Raw genomic sequence first — 16,674 nt, 5'->3', positions numbered from 1 at the left:
TACAGATCAGGGACTAATTAGCAACTAAGCCGTTAATATTAAATAATCAATGAACAGCAAGATAAAAATCGAAATTGAAGAATTAAAAGAAATAATATTTCAAAAAAGACATCTATGCATACAACAATGCATTCACGACGAAAATAATAAAAAGGGTGTCATCAATAATGACTCCCTATGAATTTAGTTAAAATTATTTATGAATTAAAACTCCCTAAACGTTTCCTCCAGAAAAATAAATACATTTAAGGGACATAATGAAACAAGACATGTGGGAATTACGGAAAATACAGTCGCAGGGTATAACGGATAACGCACAGTATCCCGCAGGGACATACATCGTATTTACTGCCGCCGCCCCCTACATTCCGCTTTTTGAGCAACATGGGAAAGACGATATCGCGCTCAGTCTTGTTCGCCACGAAGAGGCGTGGTGGATTGTTAATCACTCTGATGAACTGTGCTGTGCCGTCAATGAGCAGGTGATGGAACCTCATCACCGTATGCGGCTGAATGATGGAGATACGATTGAATGGGGTCTGTCATCCTGGTGCCTTGCCCGCACCAATGATGAGTCCCGTCCCGATGTTTCGTTTCCTCAGTTGGTTCAGTCATCTGAATCCGTTGCTGAGTACCTGGATCTGGACTGGTTTAAACAACAACAGCTCAATCCGCAGAACCCGTTCGATATTATTCCCGTCCGGGAAACCGCGTCCTCTTACACCGGCCATGAAGCGGATAGCACGCTACACCAGCTTTACCAGGAATATCAGCAGGCATTGCGGCCCTCCGGGCAGGAAAAGCCCCTCCGTCCTAAACCGTTTCCCCGAAATGAAGACGCTGTCACCCAGGATTTGACGTCGTTATACGATAAAAAGGGCGACACCGACACGTTACAGGATATGGTGGCAGGCGCGCCCGGTATTGATGCCATTCTGGATACGCTGGACACGACCGGTGAGGGTGAAATGCACTGGCTGGCGATGGAATCAATGCCCGATATCCTACAACTGCTCTCGCCGGAACTGGGGGGGAAAACCGCACATAGCGAGATACTGCCCGATCTGACCCGCCGCGAGCATCGTATTATTGGCATCGATAGCCACTACCGAATCACTCCGACACAGAAAAATGGAAATACCGCCCATGAAAAAAACTGACACGCTTCCTGCTACCCTGTCCGCGCTGCTACAGGAATACTCTATTGCGGAGGGGATTCAGATGGCGGAGCAGCAGGTTCGGGAAAATCCGGCGAAGGCGCTCTGCCGCCACAGCCTGTTTCAGTTGCTGTGTGTGGCCGGAGACTGGTCGCGGGCGCTACACCAGCTTCAGCTATGTGCCAGGATGGAGGCCAATTATACCCAGGAGGCCCGGCTGTACCGGGAGCTGGTTCGCTGCGAAATGTTCCGCCACACCGTTTTTCAGGGTGAACAACGACCCGGTTTTCTTCTGCCGCAGCCCGTTTGGGTGGAGTCACTGCTGGCGGCACTCGCCTGTCATGACGATACCGGTGAGGTTGATAAACACCGTAATACCGCACTGGAAGCCATAACAGACACGGGCGGGCAGTGGAACGGCGGCGCATTTGACTGGGCGAGCGACAGCGATTCCCGCCTTGGCCCGGTACTTGAGCTGGTCACCGGCGGCGTGTATATCTGGCTACCGTTTTCGCAAATACGCTCGCTGGAATCGCCGCAACCGACGCGCCTGACCGATCTGCTGTGGAAACCCATTAATATCACCCTGATGAATGGCGATACGCACGGCGCCTGGCTCTTTACCCGTTACAGCGGTTCGGAAAGTGCATCTGACGCCCTGCGTCTGTGCCGGGAAACCGCCTGGCAGGACGGCCCCGGCGAAACCACCGTGCGGGCGCTGGGGCAGAAAGTGTGGCTGACCAGCCACGGCGATATCAGCCTGCTGGACATGGCCCATTGTACCTTTCATGCTCAGGAAAACGATGGCGCATGAGCACGTCTCGTTTTACACCCGCTAACCACCTGCTGCCCACCCTATTTGATCGGCTGTGTGACAATGCTCCGTATCAGAAAATTGACCGGGATATCAGCGTCACGCCGGTACAACTGAAGGAGATCATTCGTCGGGACCTCTCCTTTTTGCTCAATACCATTAGCCACGAAGGTGACATCGACGCCCGGCGCTATCCGCAGGCGGCGGCGTCAGTGCTCAACTATGGCCTGCCGCCGCTGGCGGGCAGCTTTATGTATGAGCATAAGTGGGACGATATCAGCGAGGCGATCCGGCGCGCCATTATCCGTTTCGAACCCCGGCTGAACGCCGCCACACTCAGGGTCACGCCCTTGCTCGATAAAACCCGGCAGGGTAGCTATAACACGCTACAGTTTGAAATTCGCGGACAAATTCTGACGCAGCCGTATCCCACGGAGTTTCTGGTACGCAGCGCGCTGGATATGGAGCTGAGCCGCATTACGTTCTTTTAATACAGGGCATTATTCATGGATCCACGGCTACTGGAGTATTACAACCGCGAACTGAGCTACCTGCGGGAGACTGGTGCTGAGTTCGCCACCCTCCATCCCAAAATTGCCGCCCGACTGGGGATGCAGGGAACCGATATTGCCGACCCGTATGTGGAACGCATGATCGAGGCGTTCAGCTTTCTGAGCGCCCGTACTCAGCTAAAAATTGACGCCGAGTTTCCCCGCTTCACACAGCGATTACTGGAAGTCGTCAGCCCCAATTACGTCACCCCCACGCCATCGATGGCAGTGGTAAAACTGTATCCCGATACGCAGGAAGGCGACCTGGCGAAAGGGGTCACCGTACCGCGCGATACCGCGTTCATTTCCCCCATCCCGGAAGGCGAAAATACCGCCTGCCAGTTTCGCAGCAGCCAGGACGTCACGCTGTGGCCGCTGTCCATCGAGGAGGTACGCCTGACCGCCGCGCCGCCGGATATGCCCGCCCTGCACCGCTATCTGCCGCCTAATATTCATGTCGCCGGGGCATTGCGCATCACCCTGCGAACCTTCGGGGAACTGACTTTCAGCGAGCTGGCCGGTCCGGCACGGCTGCCCTTTTACCTCTGCGGCGAAGAACGCATTGCGTCACACCTGTTTGAGCTGCTGCATACCAGCGCCGTCGCCACACTGGCCGGTGAACCCGGTCACTTTGACGGCGAACTGAATGTGAATCTTCAACACCCGGTGGCGCACGAAGGGCTGGAGCCAGGGCAGGGGCTGCTGCCGCTCGCCTGGAACGTGTTTCACGGCCATAATCTGCTGCATGAATTTTTCGCCTGTCCGGAACGGTTTTACTTCTTCACCCCGACCGGATTGTCTGCCGGGTTACAAAAGGTGCAGGGCAATGTGGCGGAAATTGTCATACTGCTTAATCGCCTGCCGCCGGACTGGCTGATTCATCAGACGGACGCTGCACAGTTCAGCCTGTTCTGTACGCCGGTGATCAACCTGTTTCCCCGCACCACCACCCGGATTGAAGTCACTCACAGCGTGACGGAACAGCATCTGGTGGTAGATCGTACCCGTCCGCTGGATTACGAGGTGTTTTCTGTTCAGGAAGTCGAAGGCCTGGAAGCGGAAACCACACGGAAGATGATTTTTCGTCCGCTGTATCACACCCGTAATAATGACGAAGGCAACCACGGGCGTTATTTTTCACTGCGTCGTGAACCGCGCCGCTCGTCAGAAAACGCCCGCCGCTATGGCACCCGAACCCCCTATACCGGCTCGGAAATCTTCCTGTCGCTGGTTGATCAGCATGAAGCGCCCTACCCGGAAAATCTGCGCCATATCACCGTCACGGCAATGGTGACTAACCGCGATCTGCCCTGCCTTATTCCACGTAATGGCCGGGATGATCTGACCGTAGATGCGGCGATCCCGGTGGCGGGCGTGGGTCTTATCAGACCGCCGCGCCCGCCGCAGCCGCCGCTGGCTGAACGCGAAATGGCCTGGCGGCTGATCCGGCAGTTGTCGTTTAATTATCTGCCGCTGGCCGATCTGGATCACCGCACCGGCGGCCAGGCGCTGCGCGATCTGCTGAATCTGTTTATTCCGGCTCACGACAGCCCGCAGTCGCGCCAGGTGCGCAGCCTGATTGGCTGCAAAACCACCCCAGTAACCCGCCGCCTGCCCGGCTCCGGTCTGTTGGTCTATGGCCGGGGCGTTAGTTGCGAACTGACCGTGGACGAAGAAGGATTTTCCGGTATCAGTCCTTACCTGTTCGGTCTGGTGCTGGAACACTATATTACCCGCCATGTTTCCATTAATACCTTCTCACAGATGACGCTGCACTCGATGCAACGCGGGCATGTCATGACCTGGCCGGTAAGAACCGGGCAACGGGGGAGCGTATGACCGGCGCTCTCGACCAGGCGCAGAAAACCCCATGGCGTTACGGATTCCTGAACCTGATGCGGCGCGTGGATGCCCAGCTCTGTGATACTCCGGCAGGCAGTATCTGGCAGCCACGGATGGAAAAATTCCGTCTGGGACAGACGCCGACGATGACCTTTGCGCCACGGGAAATCGCCCAGGTCAGCTGGCAGGATGGACGCCTGCACCTGAGCCTGTACAGCCTCGGACTATGGGGGCCAAACGGCCCGTTGCCGCTGCACTATACCGAGCTGGCGCTAAACCGCTCAGAGAGCCGTCACGATCCGACGCTGGTTCATTTTTCCAATATTTTTCACCACCGCTGGCTGACGCAGTTCTGGCAGGCATGGCGCAGCGCCCAGTCCGCTGGTGGCGGGCTGGACAAACCGGAACACGACCGTTTTGCGTTTTATATCGCCAGTCTCAGCGGGCAGGATCTACGGGAAAGCGCCGAAAGCCCGCTGTCAGATCATGTTCGCCTGGCAGCCTCCGCTCATCTGGTACGCGAATCGCGCAATCCTGACGGGCTGGCCGCCACGCTGGCGCACTATTTCAGCGTACCTTTTGCGGTGAAAGAGTTCGCCCTGCACTGGATAACGGTGGCGAACGATGAAATCACCCGTCTGGGCACGCCCGCGCAGTCTTCGGTGCTGGGCAACGGGGCGCTTATCGGCCAGGCCGTACCGGATATGCAGTACAAATTCCGGCTAATTATCGGCCCGCTCACGCTGGAGGATTACCTGCGTTTTCTGCCCGGCGGCAACAATCTGCCCGTGCTGACAGAACTGGTGCGTACGTTCATCGGTTTTGAATATTGCTGGGAAATTGAGCTGCAGTTGAAGCCTCATGCCGCACCGCCTGCGGTGATCGGCGGCGCGCAGCGGCTTGGCTGGACGGCCTGGGCAGGTAAAGCCATGCATGACCGTCCGGTGACCGGCATGATTTTTGAACCTGAACACGGCTTAACCCACTGAGAGTAATGATATGGACATGTCCCTGACTAAACCGGTAAGCGCGGAACAACCCTGCGGCCCCGATCCGGAGTACGATCCGGAATACCTGCTGCTGTTCAGCCGCGCCGCCCCCCAGGCGGAGGCGCAATATGGTGATTTTGTCAGTACGCCGGAAGCCGTGAACTGGCCGGAAATTGAGCGTGATGCGCGCCGTCTGCTCACGCGCAGTAAGGATATCCGGGTGTTGATCCTGCTGCTGCGCAGTCGCATCCAGCAGGCTGGTGCACAGGGACTGGCGGAAATGCTCACACAACTGGCAGAACTGAGCGTAATCTGGTCTGATGCACTCCATCCACAGTTGCTTACCGGCGAAGGCGCATCCGCAGAATCTATTGAAGATGCGGCGCTGGCGCGCAGTAATGCCCTGGCGGCGCTGCTGGATCACGAAGGCGTGATGGCAGACATTCGCGGTATCACGCTGTCAAACAGTGCCGCCCTGCGCCTGCAGGTACGGGATGTCGAGCGCGCGTTATCCGCTCCCCGCCCGGCTGATGCGCTGGCCCCCGAATCCGTCCGCCAGCAACTGGCCGACCTCGAAGCCCGTGGGGCATTACCGCTGGCGGCGTTTCGCGAAGCGCAGGAAAGCGCAGAACGCCTGCAAGTGTGGGCGCGTGAGACATTAGGCGATCTGGCTCCAGATTTTTCACGCCTGCGGCAGTTGTTGGCGCTGCTGCCTGACGTGGTACAGACAACCACGCCGGAAATTCCTCCGTCGCCAGCGCCAGCGCCAGACCCCGCAGGCACGGTTATGGATAATGCCGTTCCGGCACGGGCAGAGGATGTGCTGCCTGTCAACGCGCCACCCGGTATATCCCTCCCACACAATGCTGAACCGGGGCCAATTCGCGATCGTAATGATGCGCTGGAACGCCTGCGGTGCATTCGTCGCTGGTTTGAGAGCAGTGAACCCAGCAGCCCGACCATCCCACTGTTACGCCAGGCTGAAAGACTGGTGGGAAAACGGTTCTCGGAGGTGATCAATGAGATCCCGGTGGAGTTGCTGGAGAAGTGGGATGCCCTGGAATGATGATACGCATGTCTGGCGGTTGTCCGTGATTATCTGAATGACATCAACATTACGCAGTCTGCTTCTGCGCTGAACATGTCCCGATCCCGGTTAAACACCGCCATGAGGCCGCGCCTTAAATGTCAGTGGGACAAAATAACCATGACAGTGAAAGAAGTGGCGGTAATATCCTGTTCGTCATCCAGGTGTAGGCCCATTTGCGTCAGATTCCACGATAGACGGAGGAACTTCTTGAAGACGAAAAAAAACCGTATCCCTTTTACAGTGATACGGTTTTTTTACTTCACAGGATGTATAAAAACACCCTGAGATTTGTATCTGGCGGAACGGACGGGACTCGAACCCGCGACCCCCTGCGTGACAGGCAGGTATTCTAACCAACTGAACTACCGCTCCGTTATGTTCCCGCTGGGAACGAGGCGAATATTACGGTTTGCGGTGTCGCCCGTCAACGCTTTTTCTCACCTTTTGAATCAGTTGCTGCAAAAATCGCCCGAAGGATGATTTTTATAGCCTAAAAAGGAATAAATTACGCCCGCCAAAGGCAACTTCCGCCCTTTTTCTGCACCAGATCAAGCCGCGATTCATGCGCAGCCAGCTCTTCATCAGAGGCGAAAACGACCCGTAACCGGCTGGCCTGGCGAACGATTCGCTGAATGGTCTCTTCACCTTGCTGCCGTTGCGTCTCTCCTTCCATCGCAAACGTCATGGACGTTTGCCCGCCCGTCATCGCCAGATACACTTCAGCAAGGATCTGGGCATCGAGCAATGCGCCGTGCAAAGTACGTTTGCTATTATCTATCTCATAACGCGAACACAGCGCATCAAGGCTGTTACGCTTGCCGGGGAACATTTTCCGCGCCAACGCCAGGCTGTCGGTAACTTTGCAGAAAGTATTGGTTTTAGGAATATCGCGTTTAAGCAGACCAAACTCATAATCCATAAAGCCGATATCGAACGATGCGTTATGGATGACCAGCTCCGCGCCGCGGATATAATCGAGAAACTCATCGACCACATCAGCAAAAACCGGCTTATCCAGCAGAAACTCATCGGCGATGCCGTGTACGCCAAACGCTTCCGGATCCACCAGCCGATCCGGCTTCAGGTAAACGTGGAAGTTATTACCGGTCAGACGACGGTTTATCACCTCAACCGCACCGATCTCAATAATCTTGTGACCTTCATAGTGCGCGCCTATCTGGTTCATACCGGTGGTTTCGGTATCGAGGACAATCTGTCGTGTAATTGCAGTGCTCATATCGGTCATTTATGTCAGACTTGCGTTTTGTTATCGATTTCAATTACAGGAAGTCTACCAGAGATGCTTAAACAGGTAGAAATTTTCACCGATGGCTCTTGCCTGGGGAATCCAGGGCCTGGTGGTTATGGCGCTATCTTACGCTATCGCGGTCATGAAAAAACGTTTAGTGAAGGTTACACGCTGACCACCAATAACCGTATGGAACTGATGGCGGCGATCGTCGCGCTTGAAGCGTTAAAAGAACATTGCGAAGTGACATTGAGCACCGACAGCCAATATGTGCGGCAAGGAATTACCCAATGGATTCATAACTGGAAGAAACGCGGCTGGAAAACAGCGGAAAAGAAACCCGTAAAAAATGTCGATCTCTGGAAACGTCTCGATGCTGCGTTAGGCCAGCATCAGATCAAATGGGTATGGGTCAAAGGCCATGCAGGCCATCCCGAAAACGAGCGTTGTGATGAACTGGCGCGCGCCGCGGCAATGAATCCCACGCAGGAAGATAGTGGCTACCAGGCGGAAGCTTAGCCATCCGGTTTGCGATATTGCCGGGTGGCGCCAACGGTCTGGCGGATAGGGGTTTTACTTTTATTATGTCGCAGCGGATTAAGCGTAAGCGGGATGGTCCGCTTACGGGCCACAATAAGCTGTACACAGCCCAGCGCCGGGATATGCGTATTTAATAGCCGCCCTCCCTGCTTTTTCCAGGGTAAGACATGAAAACGGCTATAATGTAGCACTTCAAAATTGAGTAAAGACAGCCAGTCCAGTTGCCGCATAAGGGTAAACATCCGACTATTATAGGGCGGTGTTTTACGTAAAACGGGTACCAGTTTACGTAAACCCATCAAACTCAGCGGGTTAAATCCACTGATGACCAGCCAACCGTCATCAATCAATACACGGTCGGCTTCCCGCAATAAACGGTGCGGGTCGGTACACCACGGCAAAGTATGCGCCAGCAGACAAACATCGACGGATTTATCTGCAAAAGGAAGGTGTAGCGGATCGGCCAGAACCTGCATCGGCGACCCCTGCGACGAAACATTCACCTGATGAGAGACCGCGCACGCTTCGGAATTGATTTCTGCGCTTAAATTACCGATTTTAAGCAAATGGAAACCATACATTTTTGCAAACCACGGATTGAGCTGCTGTTCCAGCGCCTCACGGTAGTAATTGCCCCAGGGCAACTCACCCCAACATCCGGGCGCAACGACAGTTTGAGAGAGCCTTGCCGGTTTCATCGCAACCTTCCGCTAATTATTTGAGAGGTAATATATGAATCTTAACAGTATTCCCGCGTTTCAGGACAATTACATCTGGGTGCTGACCAATGATGAAGGCCGCTGTGTGATTGTTGATCCCGGCGAAGCGGCACCCGTCTTAAAGGCCATTGCTGAACATAAGTGGATGCCGGAGGCGATTTTTCTGACGCATCACCATCACGACCATGTTGGCGGAGTCAAGGAGCTGTTGCAACACTTCCCGCAAATGACGGTTTATGGACCGGCGGAAACACAAGACAAGGGAGCAACCCATCTTGTTGGCGATGGCGATACTATTCGCGTTTTAGGCGAGAAATTTACTCTTTTTGCCACGCCGGGCCACACGTTAGGACACGTCTGTTACTTTAGCCATCCTTACTTATTCTGCGGCGACACGCTGTTCTCTGGCGGCTGTGGTCGACTGTTTGAAGGCACGCCATCACAGATGTATCAGTCACTTATGAAAATTAATTCTCTGCCTGACGACACGCTCATTTGCTGCGCTCACGAATACACTTTAGCTAACATTAAGTTCGCATTGAGCATACTTCCGCACGATTCGTTCATAAATGAATATTATCGTAAAGTTAAAGAGTTACGTGTAAAAAAACAAATGACATTACCCGTTATTCTTAAAAATGAGCGTAAGATTAATCTTTTTTTAAGAACTGAAGATATTGATTTAATTAACGAAATAAACAAAGAAACAATATTGCAACAACCAGAAGCGCGTTTTGCATGGTTAAGGTCAAAGAAAGACACGTTCTGATAATTCTTACTTGTCATTCGCTAACTTCGCCGTTATGATCGGTCGTCTTTTAAGCAACTATTGACACACACATGAAGGCAAAAGCGATATTACTCGCCTCTGTCCTGCTTGTGGGGTGCCAGACGTCTCAGAACACTGGCAACGTCCAACAGCACGCACAGAGCCTTTCTGCAGCTGGTCAAGGGGAAGCAGGAAAGTTTACGAGTCAGGCACGATGGATGGACGACGGAACGTCTATCGCGCCAGATCAGGACTTGTGGGCTTTCATTGGCGACGAGCTAAAGATGGGAATTCCGGAAAACAGCCGGATTCGCGAACAGAAACAGAAGTATTTACGCAATAAGAGCTATCTCCACGATGTAACTTTACGGGCAGAGCCGTATATGTACTGGATAGCGGGGCAGGTTAAGAAACGTAACATGCCTATGGAGCTGGTACTACTACCCATAGTGGAGAGCGCTTTTGATCCTCACGCAACGTCTGGCGCCAATGCCGCAGGCATCTGGCAGATCATACCGAGCACAGGGCGCAATTATGGTTTAAAGCAGACCCGTAATTATGACGCGCGTCGCGATGTTGTAGCCTCTACGACCGCCGCGTTAGACATGATGCAGCGTCTGAACAAAATGTTTGACGGCGACTGGCTGTTAACCGTTGCAGCGTATAACAGCGGCGAAGGCCGTGTTATGCGGGCAATTAAAGCAAACAAAGCGCGTGGAAAACCGACGGATTTCTGGTCGCTTTCTTTGCCCAGAGAAACAAAACTCTACGTACCTAAGATGCTGGCATTGAGTGAAATTCTCAAAAACAGCAAACGCTACGGCGTACGTCTGCCAACAACAGATGAAAGCCGAGCGCTGGCACGAGTTCGTTTAAACAGTCCAGTTGAAATGGCCCAGGTTGCGGATATGGCGGGCATGTCTATCAGCAAGCTGAAGACGTTTAATGCCGGTGTAAAAGGGTCTACCTTAGGCGTAAGCGGTCCGCAATATGTTATGGTGCCCAAAAAGCATGCCGAGCAGTTGCGTGAGTCGCTGGCTTCCGGTGAGATTGACGCCGTTCAGTCCCAACTGATCGCCGACAATACGCCGTTGAATAGCCGTAGCTATAAGGTGCGCTCTGGCGATACGCTTTCCGGTATTGCTTCGCGGCTTGGCGTAAGCACGAAGGACTTGCAGCAGTGGAACAACCTGCGTGGTTCGCGCCTGAAAATCGGGCAAAGCCTGACCGTAGGCGCTGGCAGCAGCGCACAACGACTGGCAAACAATAGCGATAGCATTACCTATCGTGTCCGTAAAGGCGATTCGCTTTCCAGTATCGCCAGACGTCACGGGGTGAATATCAAAGATGTGATGCGCTGGAACCATGATACGGATAATCTACAACCGGGCGATCAGCTTACGTTGTTTGTGAAGGACAATAGCACGCCAGACTCCTGATATTGTCCGACGAAAAAGCCAAAAGGCGCCGCTTCCCCCGGCGCCTTTTAAATTGCTATACCGCTTTATGCGCTTCCAGCATGATAGTATCGCTGCTAAACGAGCCGTCATCCTGCAACTCAAAATAACGCTTCACCTCTACCGGGGCGCTCGCCTGATATAATCGAATCGCCTCAACCAACGGCGCTGGCGTACGCATCCGCGTTACCCATGAGCGAAACTCCAGCGATAAACGATCGGTTATCACGGTATTCGTTACCAGCATCGCGTTATTGACCATCGCCAGCCATTCGCCACTGGAATAGTTACGGACATGCGACGTGTCGCGTAACGCCTCCACCGTTTGCAGCCAGATATCGCGTACAGGATGTCCTGGCGACATGACATCCATGATAATCAGCACGCCGCCGGGTTTTAAGACACGATTAACCTCACGCAATGCCTGACCAACGTCGTGCCAGTGATGCGCGGAATAGCGGCTAATCACCACCTCAAACGATGCATCTTCAAAGGGCAGTTTTTCGGCATAGCCTTGCCGGAGAGTAATATTACTTAAATGTCTTTCTTCCGCCGCTCCAGCGACAACCTCAAGCATGCTGGCGGATAAATCGTATGCCACGACCGAGTTGGCATGTTGCGCAGCGACAAAACTCGCGTGTCCAGCCCCACATCCCATATCCAGTACGTTCGCGTGGGAAAAATCAGACAACCTTTGCGCCAACCGCGCTAAGTCACGACCCGCTGCGTGAACGGCGCTATGTAAATAGGCGTTCGCCTGTGAACCAAACTGCTTTTCAACATTGTCATGGTGGGAGTGCGTTGTCATGGTAGTGCCCTTCTGTTATGAGAAAAATAGAGGGCAGCACCCGCAGAGGCCTGCCCCACGGCAGACCTGACGCACCTTTATTGCTCAGGTTTGCCGGGACTGAATTCAACGAGTAGCGGATTGTGATCGGAAGCGCGCGTCACCAGTACGGAGGCTTCATTCACGTTTAACCCACGATAAAAAACAAAATCCAGCGGTCGTCCAAATGCACGACGTCGCTGATCGTCAGTGAAACGCACCTGGCGCAGCGACATCTCACGTGCAAAGCGGTACAACGCATTCATACGTGGACGGCTCCAGGCATTAAAATCACCCGCCATAATGACAGGGCCGCTATGGTGCGCAATCTGGTCGCCGATCGGAAGTAACTGCTTACTGTATACGTCCACGCCCAGACTAAAATTTACCGCATGAATATTTACGACCATTAATAAACGGGTATCCGGCAAGGGATATACCGTCACTAGGGCTGATTTCGCCAAACGTAAAATCGGTTCTCTTTCCCGTAAAGGGCAGCAGTAAACAGGATGGGCGGCAGAAAGCGTCATGACGCCAGACGGATGCTGAGGTAATACAAAAGCGGGAACCTGATCGGCGGCAAGATAGTTAGCGGTGGCAAACTGTACCAGTTCAGGCGTTGTCTGCGCCTCCTGCAACAGGACCAGATGCGCATCTTTACCGTAGTTCTTCAGCACCGATAACCATTCGGCTCGCTGCTGCTTGAATATATTCCACACGAGGATACGGATCCGCTCTTCACTGCTTAGCGGTTCCCCGGCGGGCAATGCCTGGCCGATGCTCGCAAACGACCCGGGCGGCAAAATCCGCTCGGCGGGCTGTCCGGCAACATAGCGCATCGCATAGGTGTTTTTTCGCACTTTTGACTTTCAAACCTCTGTAACGTCAACCAGTCCTCAACCGGACTGGTTCTTCTGTTATAGGGATTTTAGCACTCACTTTCAACGAACAATTGCAGTTTGTTTTGTAAGTAGGCGCTTACGTCAATAATTTACTCCAGAGCAATGCGTACAGGTTTATCAAGACGTCCGCTGACACCCATCAGCAGGAAAGCCACCAGAACAATGAGGGCGCCAATCCACGGCGTCTGCGCCAAACCGTAATGCGCCACCGTTTGTCCGCCAATCACGGAGCCCAGCGCAATACCAATGTTAAACGCCGCAATGTTCAGACCTGACGCCACATCAACGGCATTGGGCGTGAATTGTTCCGCTTTCTGTACCACGTAGACCTGCAACCCCGGTACGTTACCAAAGGCAAAGATCCCCATCACCAGAATGGTAGCCAGCGCGGCATACTGCGTGGAGGCCGTCACCTGGAAGACCATCAGCAGAACAAACAGCGCGGCGAAAATGAATTTCAGCGCCGGCACGGCACCATGCTTATCCGCCAGTTTACCGCCCCAGATATTGCCGATAGCCACAGATACGCCATACCCCAGTAAGATCCAGCTTACCGCTGCCGGGGAGAATCCCGCCAGATCCTGCATCATCGGCGCCAGGAAGGTGAATGCCGTGAATACCCCGCCGTAGCCCAGCGCCGTAACAGCGTAAATCAGTAACAGACGAGGATGAGTCAGTACTTTCACCTGGTCACGAATGCTGGCGGCCGCCCGACCGGGGATATTGGCCGGGATCAGCAATTGACTACTCATCAGCGCAATCACGCCTAACAGTGATACCGCAAGGAAGGTCTCACGCCAGCCAAAATGCTGACCGATAAATGTGCCCAGCGGAACGCCCGTGACCAACGCGACCGTTAAACCACCAAACATAATAGCGATCGCAGAAGCCGCTTTCTCTTTTGGCACCAGACTTGTCGCGATGGTAGATCCAATCGAGAAGAACACGCCGTGCGCCAGGCCCGTCAGCAGACGGGCGACGATTAATGTCATATAGCCCGGCGCCTGCCATGCCAGCAAATTCCCCACCGTAAACAAGACCATCAGCGCAACCAGTAACTGCTTACGCGGCAGGCGTCCGGTCAGAGCGGTCAGCACCGGCGCGCCAATAGCCACCCCCAGCGCATAGATTGAAACCAGCATTCCGGCGGAAGGTAACGAGACAGCCAGTTGTTGTGCAATGGTCGGCACCAGGCCGACAATCACAAACTCAGTCGTACCGATAGCGAAGGCACTTATTGTCAGTGCAAATAAAGCGAGAGGCATACATAACTCCATAACAACAGTAATCAGATGACACGCAGTATGCCTGGATGTTTTAATGACAAAAATAGCCAAAATATCAATTTAATTTTGCTGCAGGAGCAAAAATGAAAGCCACCTCCGAAGAACTCGCAATTTTTGTCGCTGTCGTGGAAAGCGGCAGCTTCAGCCGAGCGGCAGAGCAGCTTGGACAGGCCAATTCCGCTGTCAGCCGGGCAGTTAAAAAGCTGGAGATGAAGCTCGGCGTCAGTCTGCTTAATCGTACGACACGACAGCTGAGCCTGACTGAAGAAGGAGAGCGATATTTCAGGCGCGTGCAGCAGATACTGCAAGAAATGGCCGCCGCAGAAACGGAAATCATGGAGTCGCGTAATACCCCGCGCGGCTTACTGCGTATCGATGCGGCAACGCCGGTAATGCTGCATTTCCTGATGCCGCTGATTAAACCTTTTCGTGAACGATATCCGGAAATAACGTTGTCTCTTGTCTCCTCAGAAACGTTCATCAATCTTATTGAACGAAAAGTGGATGTTGCGATACGCGCAGGCACGTTGACAGATTCAAGTCTGCGCGCACGCCCGTTATTTACCAGTTATCGTAAGATTATCGCTTCACCGGATTATATTGCCCGTTTTGGCAAGCCTGAGAGCGTTGAACAGTTGAAGCTGCATCTATGTCTGGGGTTCTCAGAACCTGTTTCGCTCAATACCTGGCCAATAGCCTGTAGCGATGGGCAGCTCCATGAGGTTGAATGTGGGATTTCTTCCAATAGCGGGGAAACGTTAAAACAGCTTTGCCTGAACGGTAACGGCATTGCATGTCTTTCAGATTATATGATTGATAAAGAGATCGCGCGGGGAGAATTGGTGGAACTGCTGGCCGATAAACGTCTGCCGGTAGAAATGCCTTTCAGCGCCGTTTACTACAGCGATCGCGCCGTCAGCACACGCATTCGGGCATTTATCGACTTTTTGAGCGAATATATAAGAACAGCTCCCGAAGGAGCTGTGAAAGAGGGGTAAAGGGTACAAAGGGTCAGGCAATTAATCCCACTCAGGGGCCAGACCTTCCGGGCTAACCAGGCGGTCGTTGCAATCCAGTGCCGCGATCGCATTTTTATCTTCAGCATCCAGATGCAGGTCCTGCGCCAGCAGATTGCTTGCCAGGTTTTCACGCCTGGTGGATGAAGGGATCACGGAGTAACCTTCACCCATTGCCCATGCCAGAATAACCTGCGCCGGCGTCGCATTATGTTTAGCAGCGATACGTGCAATCACTTCATCTTTCAGCGCCTTACCATAGGCCAGCGTCATGTATGAGGTGATATGGATACCGTGCGCTTTCGCCCAGTCAACCACCTTACGATTCTGCAGATACGGAGATAGCTCAATCTGGTTGGTGGCGATATTGTCTACGCCCACCGCGGCAATAGCCTTTTCCATCAACGGAATGGTGAAGTTTGAAATGCCAATTTCGCGAGTCAGCCCTTGTTTTTTAGCTTCAAGCAATGCCTGCATAAATTCTTCGACAGACACGGCATCACCCGGAGATGGCCAGTGGATCAGCGTCAGATCGACATAATCGGTACGCAGTTTTTTCAGGCTCTCTTTCAGGCTTGGGATCAGCTTGTCTTTGCTAAGGTTTTCAATCCAGATCTTAGTGGTGATGTACAGCTCATTACGCGGTACGCCGCTCTCAGCAATCGCCTGTCCAACAGCAACTTCATTATCATAGATTTGCGCAGTGTCGACAGCACGGTAGCCCAGTTCAAGCGCCGTTTTCACAGAAGCGATAACCACGTCGTCTTTCAGGCGAAAAGTACCTAAACCGAATGCAGGGATAGTCATAGAATTCCTCTTTTTAATCACTATGTTCGTTAACTGAGGGGATTATGACCTTCAGCGCTTTGTAGAAAAAGAGCGAAAAATGCAGAGGATTTTTGCGAATTGAGCAATAATTAAATGACAGGCAAAGAAAAAGCCCTGAGCTAATGCTCAGGGCTCTTAATAAGTGGCGGAACGGACGGGACTCGAACCCGCGACCCCCTGCGTGACAGGCAGGTATTCTAACCAACTGAACTACCGCTCCACCGAATTCTTTTACAACCACCGGTTTATGACCGGCTTACTGCTTAATTTGATGCCTGGCAGTTCCCTACTCTCGCATGGGGAGACCCCACACTACCATCGGCGCTACGGCGTTTCACTTCTGAGTTCGGCATGGGGTCAGGTGGGACCACCGCGCTAGTGCCGCCAGGCAAATTCTTTTATGCTCAGTACGCAATTCTTTATCGCATCAGCGGCGTTGCCCGCGCTCGTAAACTCAGTCACATACTTCTGTATGCTCCTTCCTTTCCTTCGCTTGCCGCCTTGCTGCTGCGCAAATTATTGCGTACTCAACTCTGAATCAGTGCTGAAAATCGTCTCTCATCCGCCAAAACATCTTCGGCGTTGTAAGGTTAAGCCTCACGGTTCATTAGTACCGGTTAGCTCAACGCATCGCTGCGC

At 53.3% G+C, this 16,674-nt stretch carries 16 protein-coding genes, 2 tRNA genes and 1 rRNA gene; 10 read left to right on the top strand and 9 right to left on the bottom strand.

Annotation, left to right across the window (positions count from 1 at the left end; genetic code table 11):
• The first annotated feature begins 257 nt into the window (after positions 1–257).
• From tagK to NA624_RS11845, 6 genes are read left to right on the top strand one after another with little or no spacing between them, the layout of a single operon-like run.
• Positions 258–1,160 carry a type VI secretion system-associated protein TagK gene (gene tagK, locus NA624_RS11870; RefSeq protein ID WP_000806688.1) on the top strand — a complete coding sequence of 301 codons (903 nt, stop codon included), beginning with the start codon at positions 258–260 and terminating at the stop codon, positions 1,158–1,160.
• Positions 1,147–1,971, top strand: coding sequence for a type VI secretion system accessory protein TagJ (locus tag NA624_RS11865; protein WP_000750546.1), 825 nt, complete (start codon positions 1,147–1,149; stop codon positions 1,969–1,971). The genes tagK and NA624_RS11865 overlap by 14 nt, the downstream gene beginning before the upstream one ends.
• Complete coding sequence (gene tssE, locus NA624_RS11860; RefSeq protein WP_000108007.1) at positions 1,968–2,462, top strand: type VI secretion system baseplate subunit TssE; 495 nt, start codon at positions 1,968–1,970, stop codon at positions 2,460–2,462. The genes NA624_RS11865 and tssE overlap by 4 nt, the downstream gene beginning before the upstream one ends.
• Before the next feature lie 15 nt (positions 2,463–2,477).
• Positions 2,478–4,361 (top strand): type VI secretion system baseplate subunit TssF, encoded by a 1,884-nt coding sequence (tssF, locus tag NA624_RS11855; protein WP_000371497.1) that lies wholly within the window; start codon positions 2,478–2,480, stop codon positions 4,359–4,361.
• Entirely contained in the window at positions 4,358–5,353 is a 996-nt protein-coding gene (tssG, locus tag NA624_RS11850) for a type VI secretion system baseplate subunit TssG (RefSeq protein WP_000145239.1), read from the top strand. The genes tssF and tssG overlap by 4 nt, the downstream gene beginning before the upstream one ends.
• Before the next feature lie 10 nt (positions 5,354–5,363).
• Positions 5,364–6,419: an ImpA family type VI secretion system protein gene (locus NA624_RS11845; protein WP_000367616.1), complete on the top strand. Its 1,056-nt coding sequence runs from the start codon at positions 5,364–5,366 to the stop codon at positions 6,417–6,419.
• Between the two features lie 319 nt (positions 6,420–6,738).
• On the opposite strand, the gene NA624_RS11840 is transcribed toward NA624_RS11845, so the two are convergent.
• Positions 6,739–6,815, bottom strand: a tRNA-Asp gene (locus NA624_RS11840).
• 133 nt (positions 6,816–6,948) lie between these two features.
• Positions 6,949–7,680, bottom strand: a complete 732-nt coding sequence (gene dnaQ / locus NA624_RS11835) for a DNA polymerase III subunit epsilon (protein WP_001562201.1) — start codon at positions 7,678–7,680, stop codon at positions 6,949–6,951.
• Positions 7,681–7,743: 63 nt separating this feature from the next.
• Here dnaQ and rnhA point away from each other — a divergent pair, with 63 nt between their 5' ends.
• A complete protein-coding gene (gene rnhA, locus NA624_RS11830; RefSeq protein ID WP_000917872.1) occupies positions 7,744–8,211 on the top strand; it encodes a ribonuclease HI in 468 nt (155 codons plus the stop codon).
• Here rnhA and NA624_RS11825 read toward each other — a convergent pair.
• Entirely contained in the window at positions 8,208–8,930 is a 723-nt protein-coding gene (locus tag NA624_RS11825) for a class I SAM-dependent methyltransferase (protein ID WP_000801240.1), read from the bottom strand. The two genes, rnhA and NA624_RS11825, sit on opposite strands and share 4 nt — an antisense overlap.
• A 34-nt stretch (positions 8,931–8,964) precedes the next feature.
• On the opposite strand from NA624_RS11825, the gene gloB reads away from it, so the two are divergent.
• Both gloB and mltD read left to right on the top strand, forming a co-directional pair.
• Positions 8,965–9,720 carry a hydroxyacylglutathione hydrolase gene (gloB, locus tag NA624_RS11820; protein WP_001052773.1) on the top strand — a complete coding sequence of 252 codons (756 nt, stop codon included), beginning with the start codon at positions 8,965–8,967 and terminating at the stop codon, positions 9,718–9,720.
• 71 nt (positions 9,721–9,791) lie between these two features.
• Positions 9,792–11,159, top strand: a complete 1,368-nt coding sequence (mltD, locus tag NA624_RS11815; protein WP_000644706.1) for a murein transglycosylase D — start codon at positions 9,792–9,794, stop codon at positions 11,157–11,159.
• Positions 11,160–11,214: 55 nt separating this feature from the next.
• Here mltD and NA624_RS11810 read toward each other — a convergent pair whose 3' ends face one another.
• The 3 genes from NA624_RS11810 to NA624_RS11800 form a co-directional block, all read right to left on the bottom strand.
• Positions 11,215–11,985: a class I SAM-dependent methyltransferase gene (locus tag NA624_RS11810; protein WP_000207219.1), complete on the bottom strand. Its 771-nt coding sequence runs from the start codon at positions 11,983–11,985 to the stop codon at positions 11,215–11,217.
• A 77-nt stretch (positions 11,986–12,062) separates the two neighbouring features.
• A complete protein-coding gene (locus NA624_RS11805; RefSeq protein ID WP_001230969.1) occupies positions 12,063–12,863 on the bottom strand; it encodes an endonuclease/exonuclease/phosphatase family protein in 801 nt (266 codons plus the stop codon).
• A 131-nt stretch (positions 12,864–12,994) separates the two neighbouring features.
• Entirely contained in the window at positions 12,995–14,170 is a 1,176-nt protein-coding gene (locus tag NA624_RS11800) for an MFS transporter (RefSeq protein ID WP_001127556.1), read from the bottom strand.
• Between the two features lie 104 nt (positions 14,171–14,274).
• On the opposite strand from NA624_RS11800, the gene yafC reads away from it, so the two are divergent.
• Complete coding sequence (yafC, locus tag NA624_RS11795; RefSeq protein ID WP_000648530.1) at positions 14,275–15,189, top strand: DNA-binding transcriptional regulator YafC; 915 nt, start codon at positions 14,275–14,277, stop codon at positions 15,187–15,189.
• Positions 15,190–15,210: 21 nt separating this feature from the next.
• On the opposite strand, the gene dkgB is transcribed toward yafC, so the two are convergent.
• From dkgB to rrf, 3 genes are all read right to left on the bottom strand, one after another.
• Positions 15,211–16,014: a 2,5-didehydrogluconate reductase DkgB gene (dkgB, locus tag NA624_RS11790; protein WP_000154888.1), complete on the bottom strand. Its 804-nt coding sequence runs from the start codon at positions 16,012–16,014 to the stop codon at positions 15,211–15,213.
• Between the two features lie 164 nt (positions 16,015–16,178).
• Positions 16,179–16,255: transfer RNA gene (locus NA624_RS11785), tRNA-Asp, on the bottom strand.
• 53 nt (positions 16,256–16,308) lie between these two features.
• Positions 16,309–16,424 (bottom strand): 5S ribosomal RNA (rrf, locus tag NA624_RS11780).
• Positions 16,425–16,674: the final 250 nt, after the last annotated feature.

The organism is Salmonella sp. NW38 (assembly GCF_051807745.1).
Classification (GTDB): domain Bacteria; phylum Pseudomonadota; class Gammaproteobacteria; order Enterobacterales; family Enterobacteriaceae; genus Salmonella; species Salmonella enterica.
The sequence above is the reverse complement of the archived record's forward strand: the minus strand, read 5'-3'. Positions and strand labels throughout refer to the sequence as shown.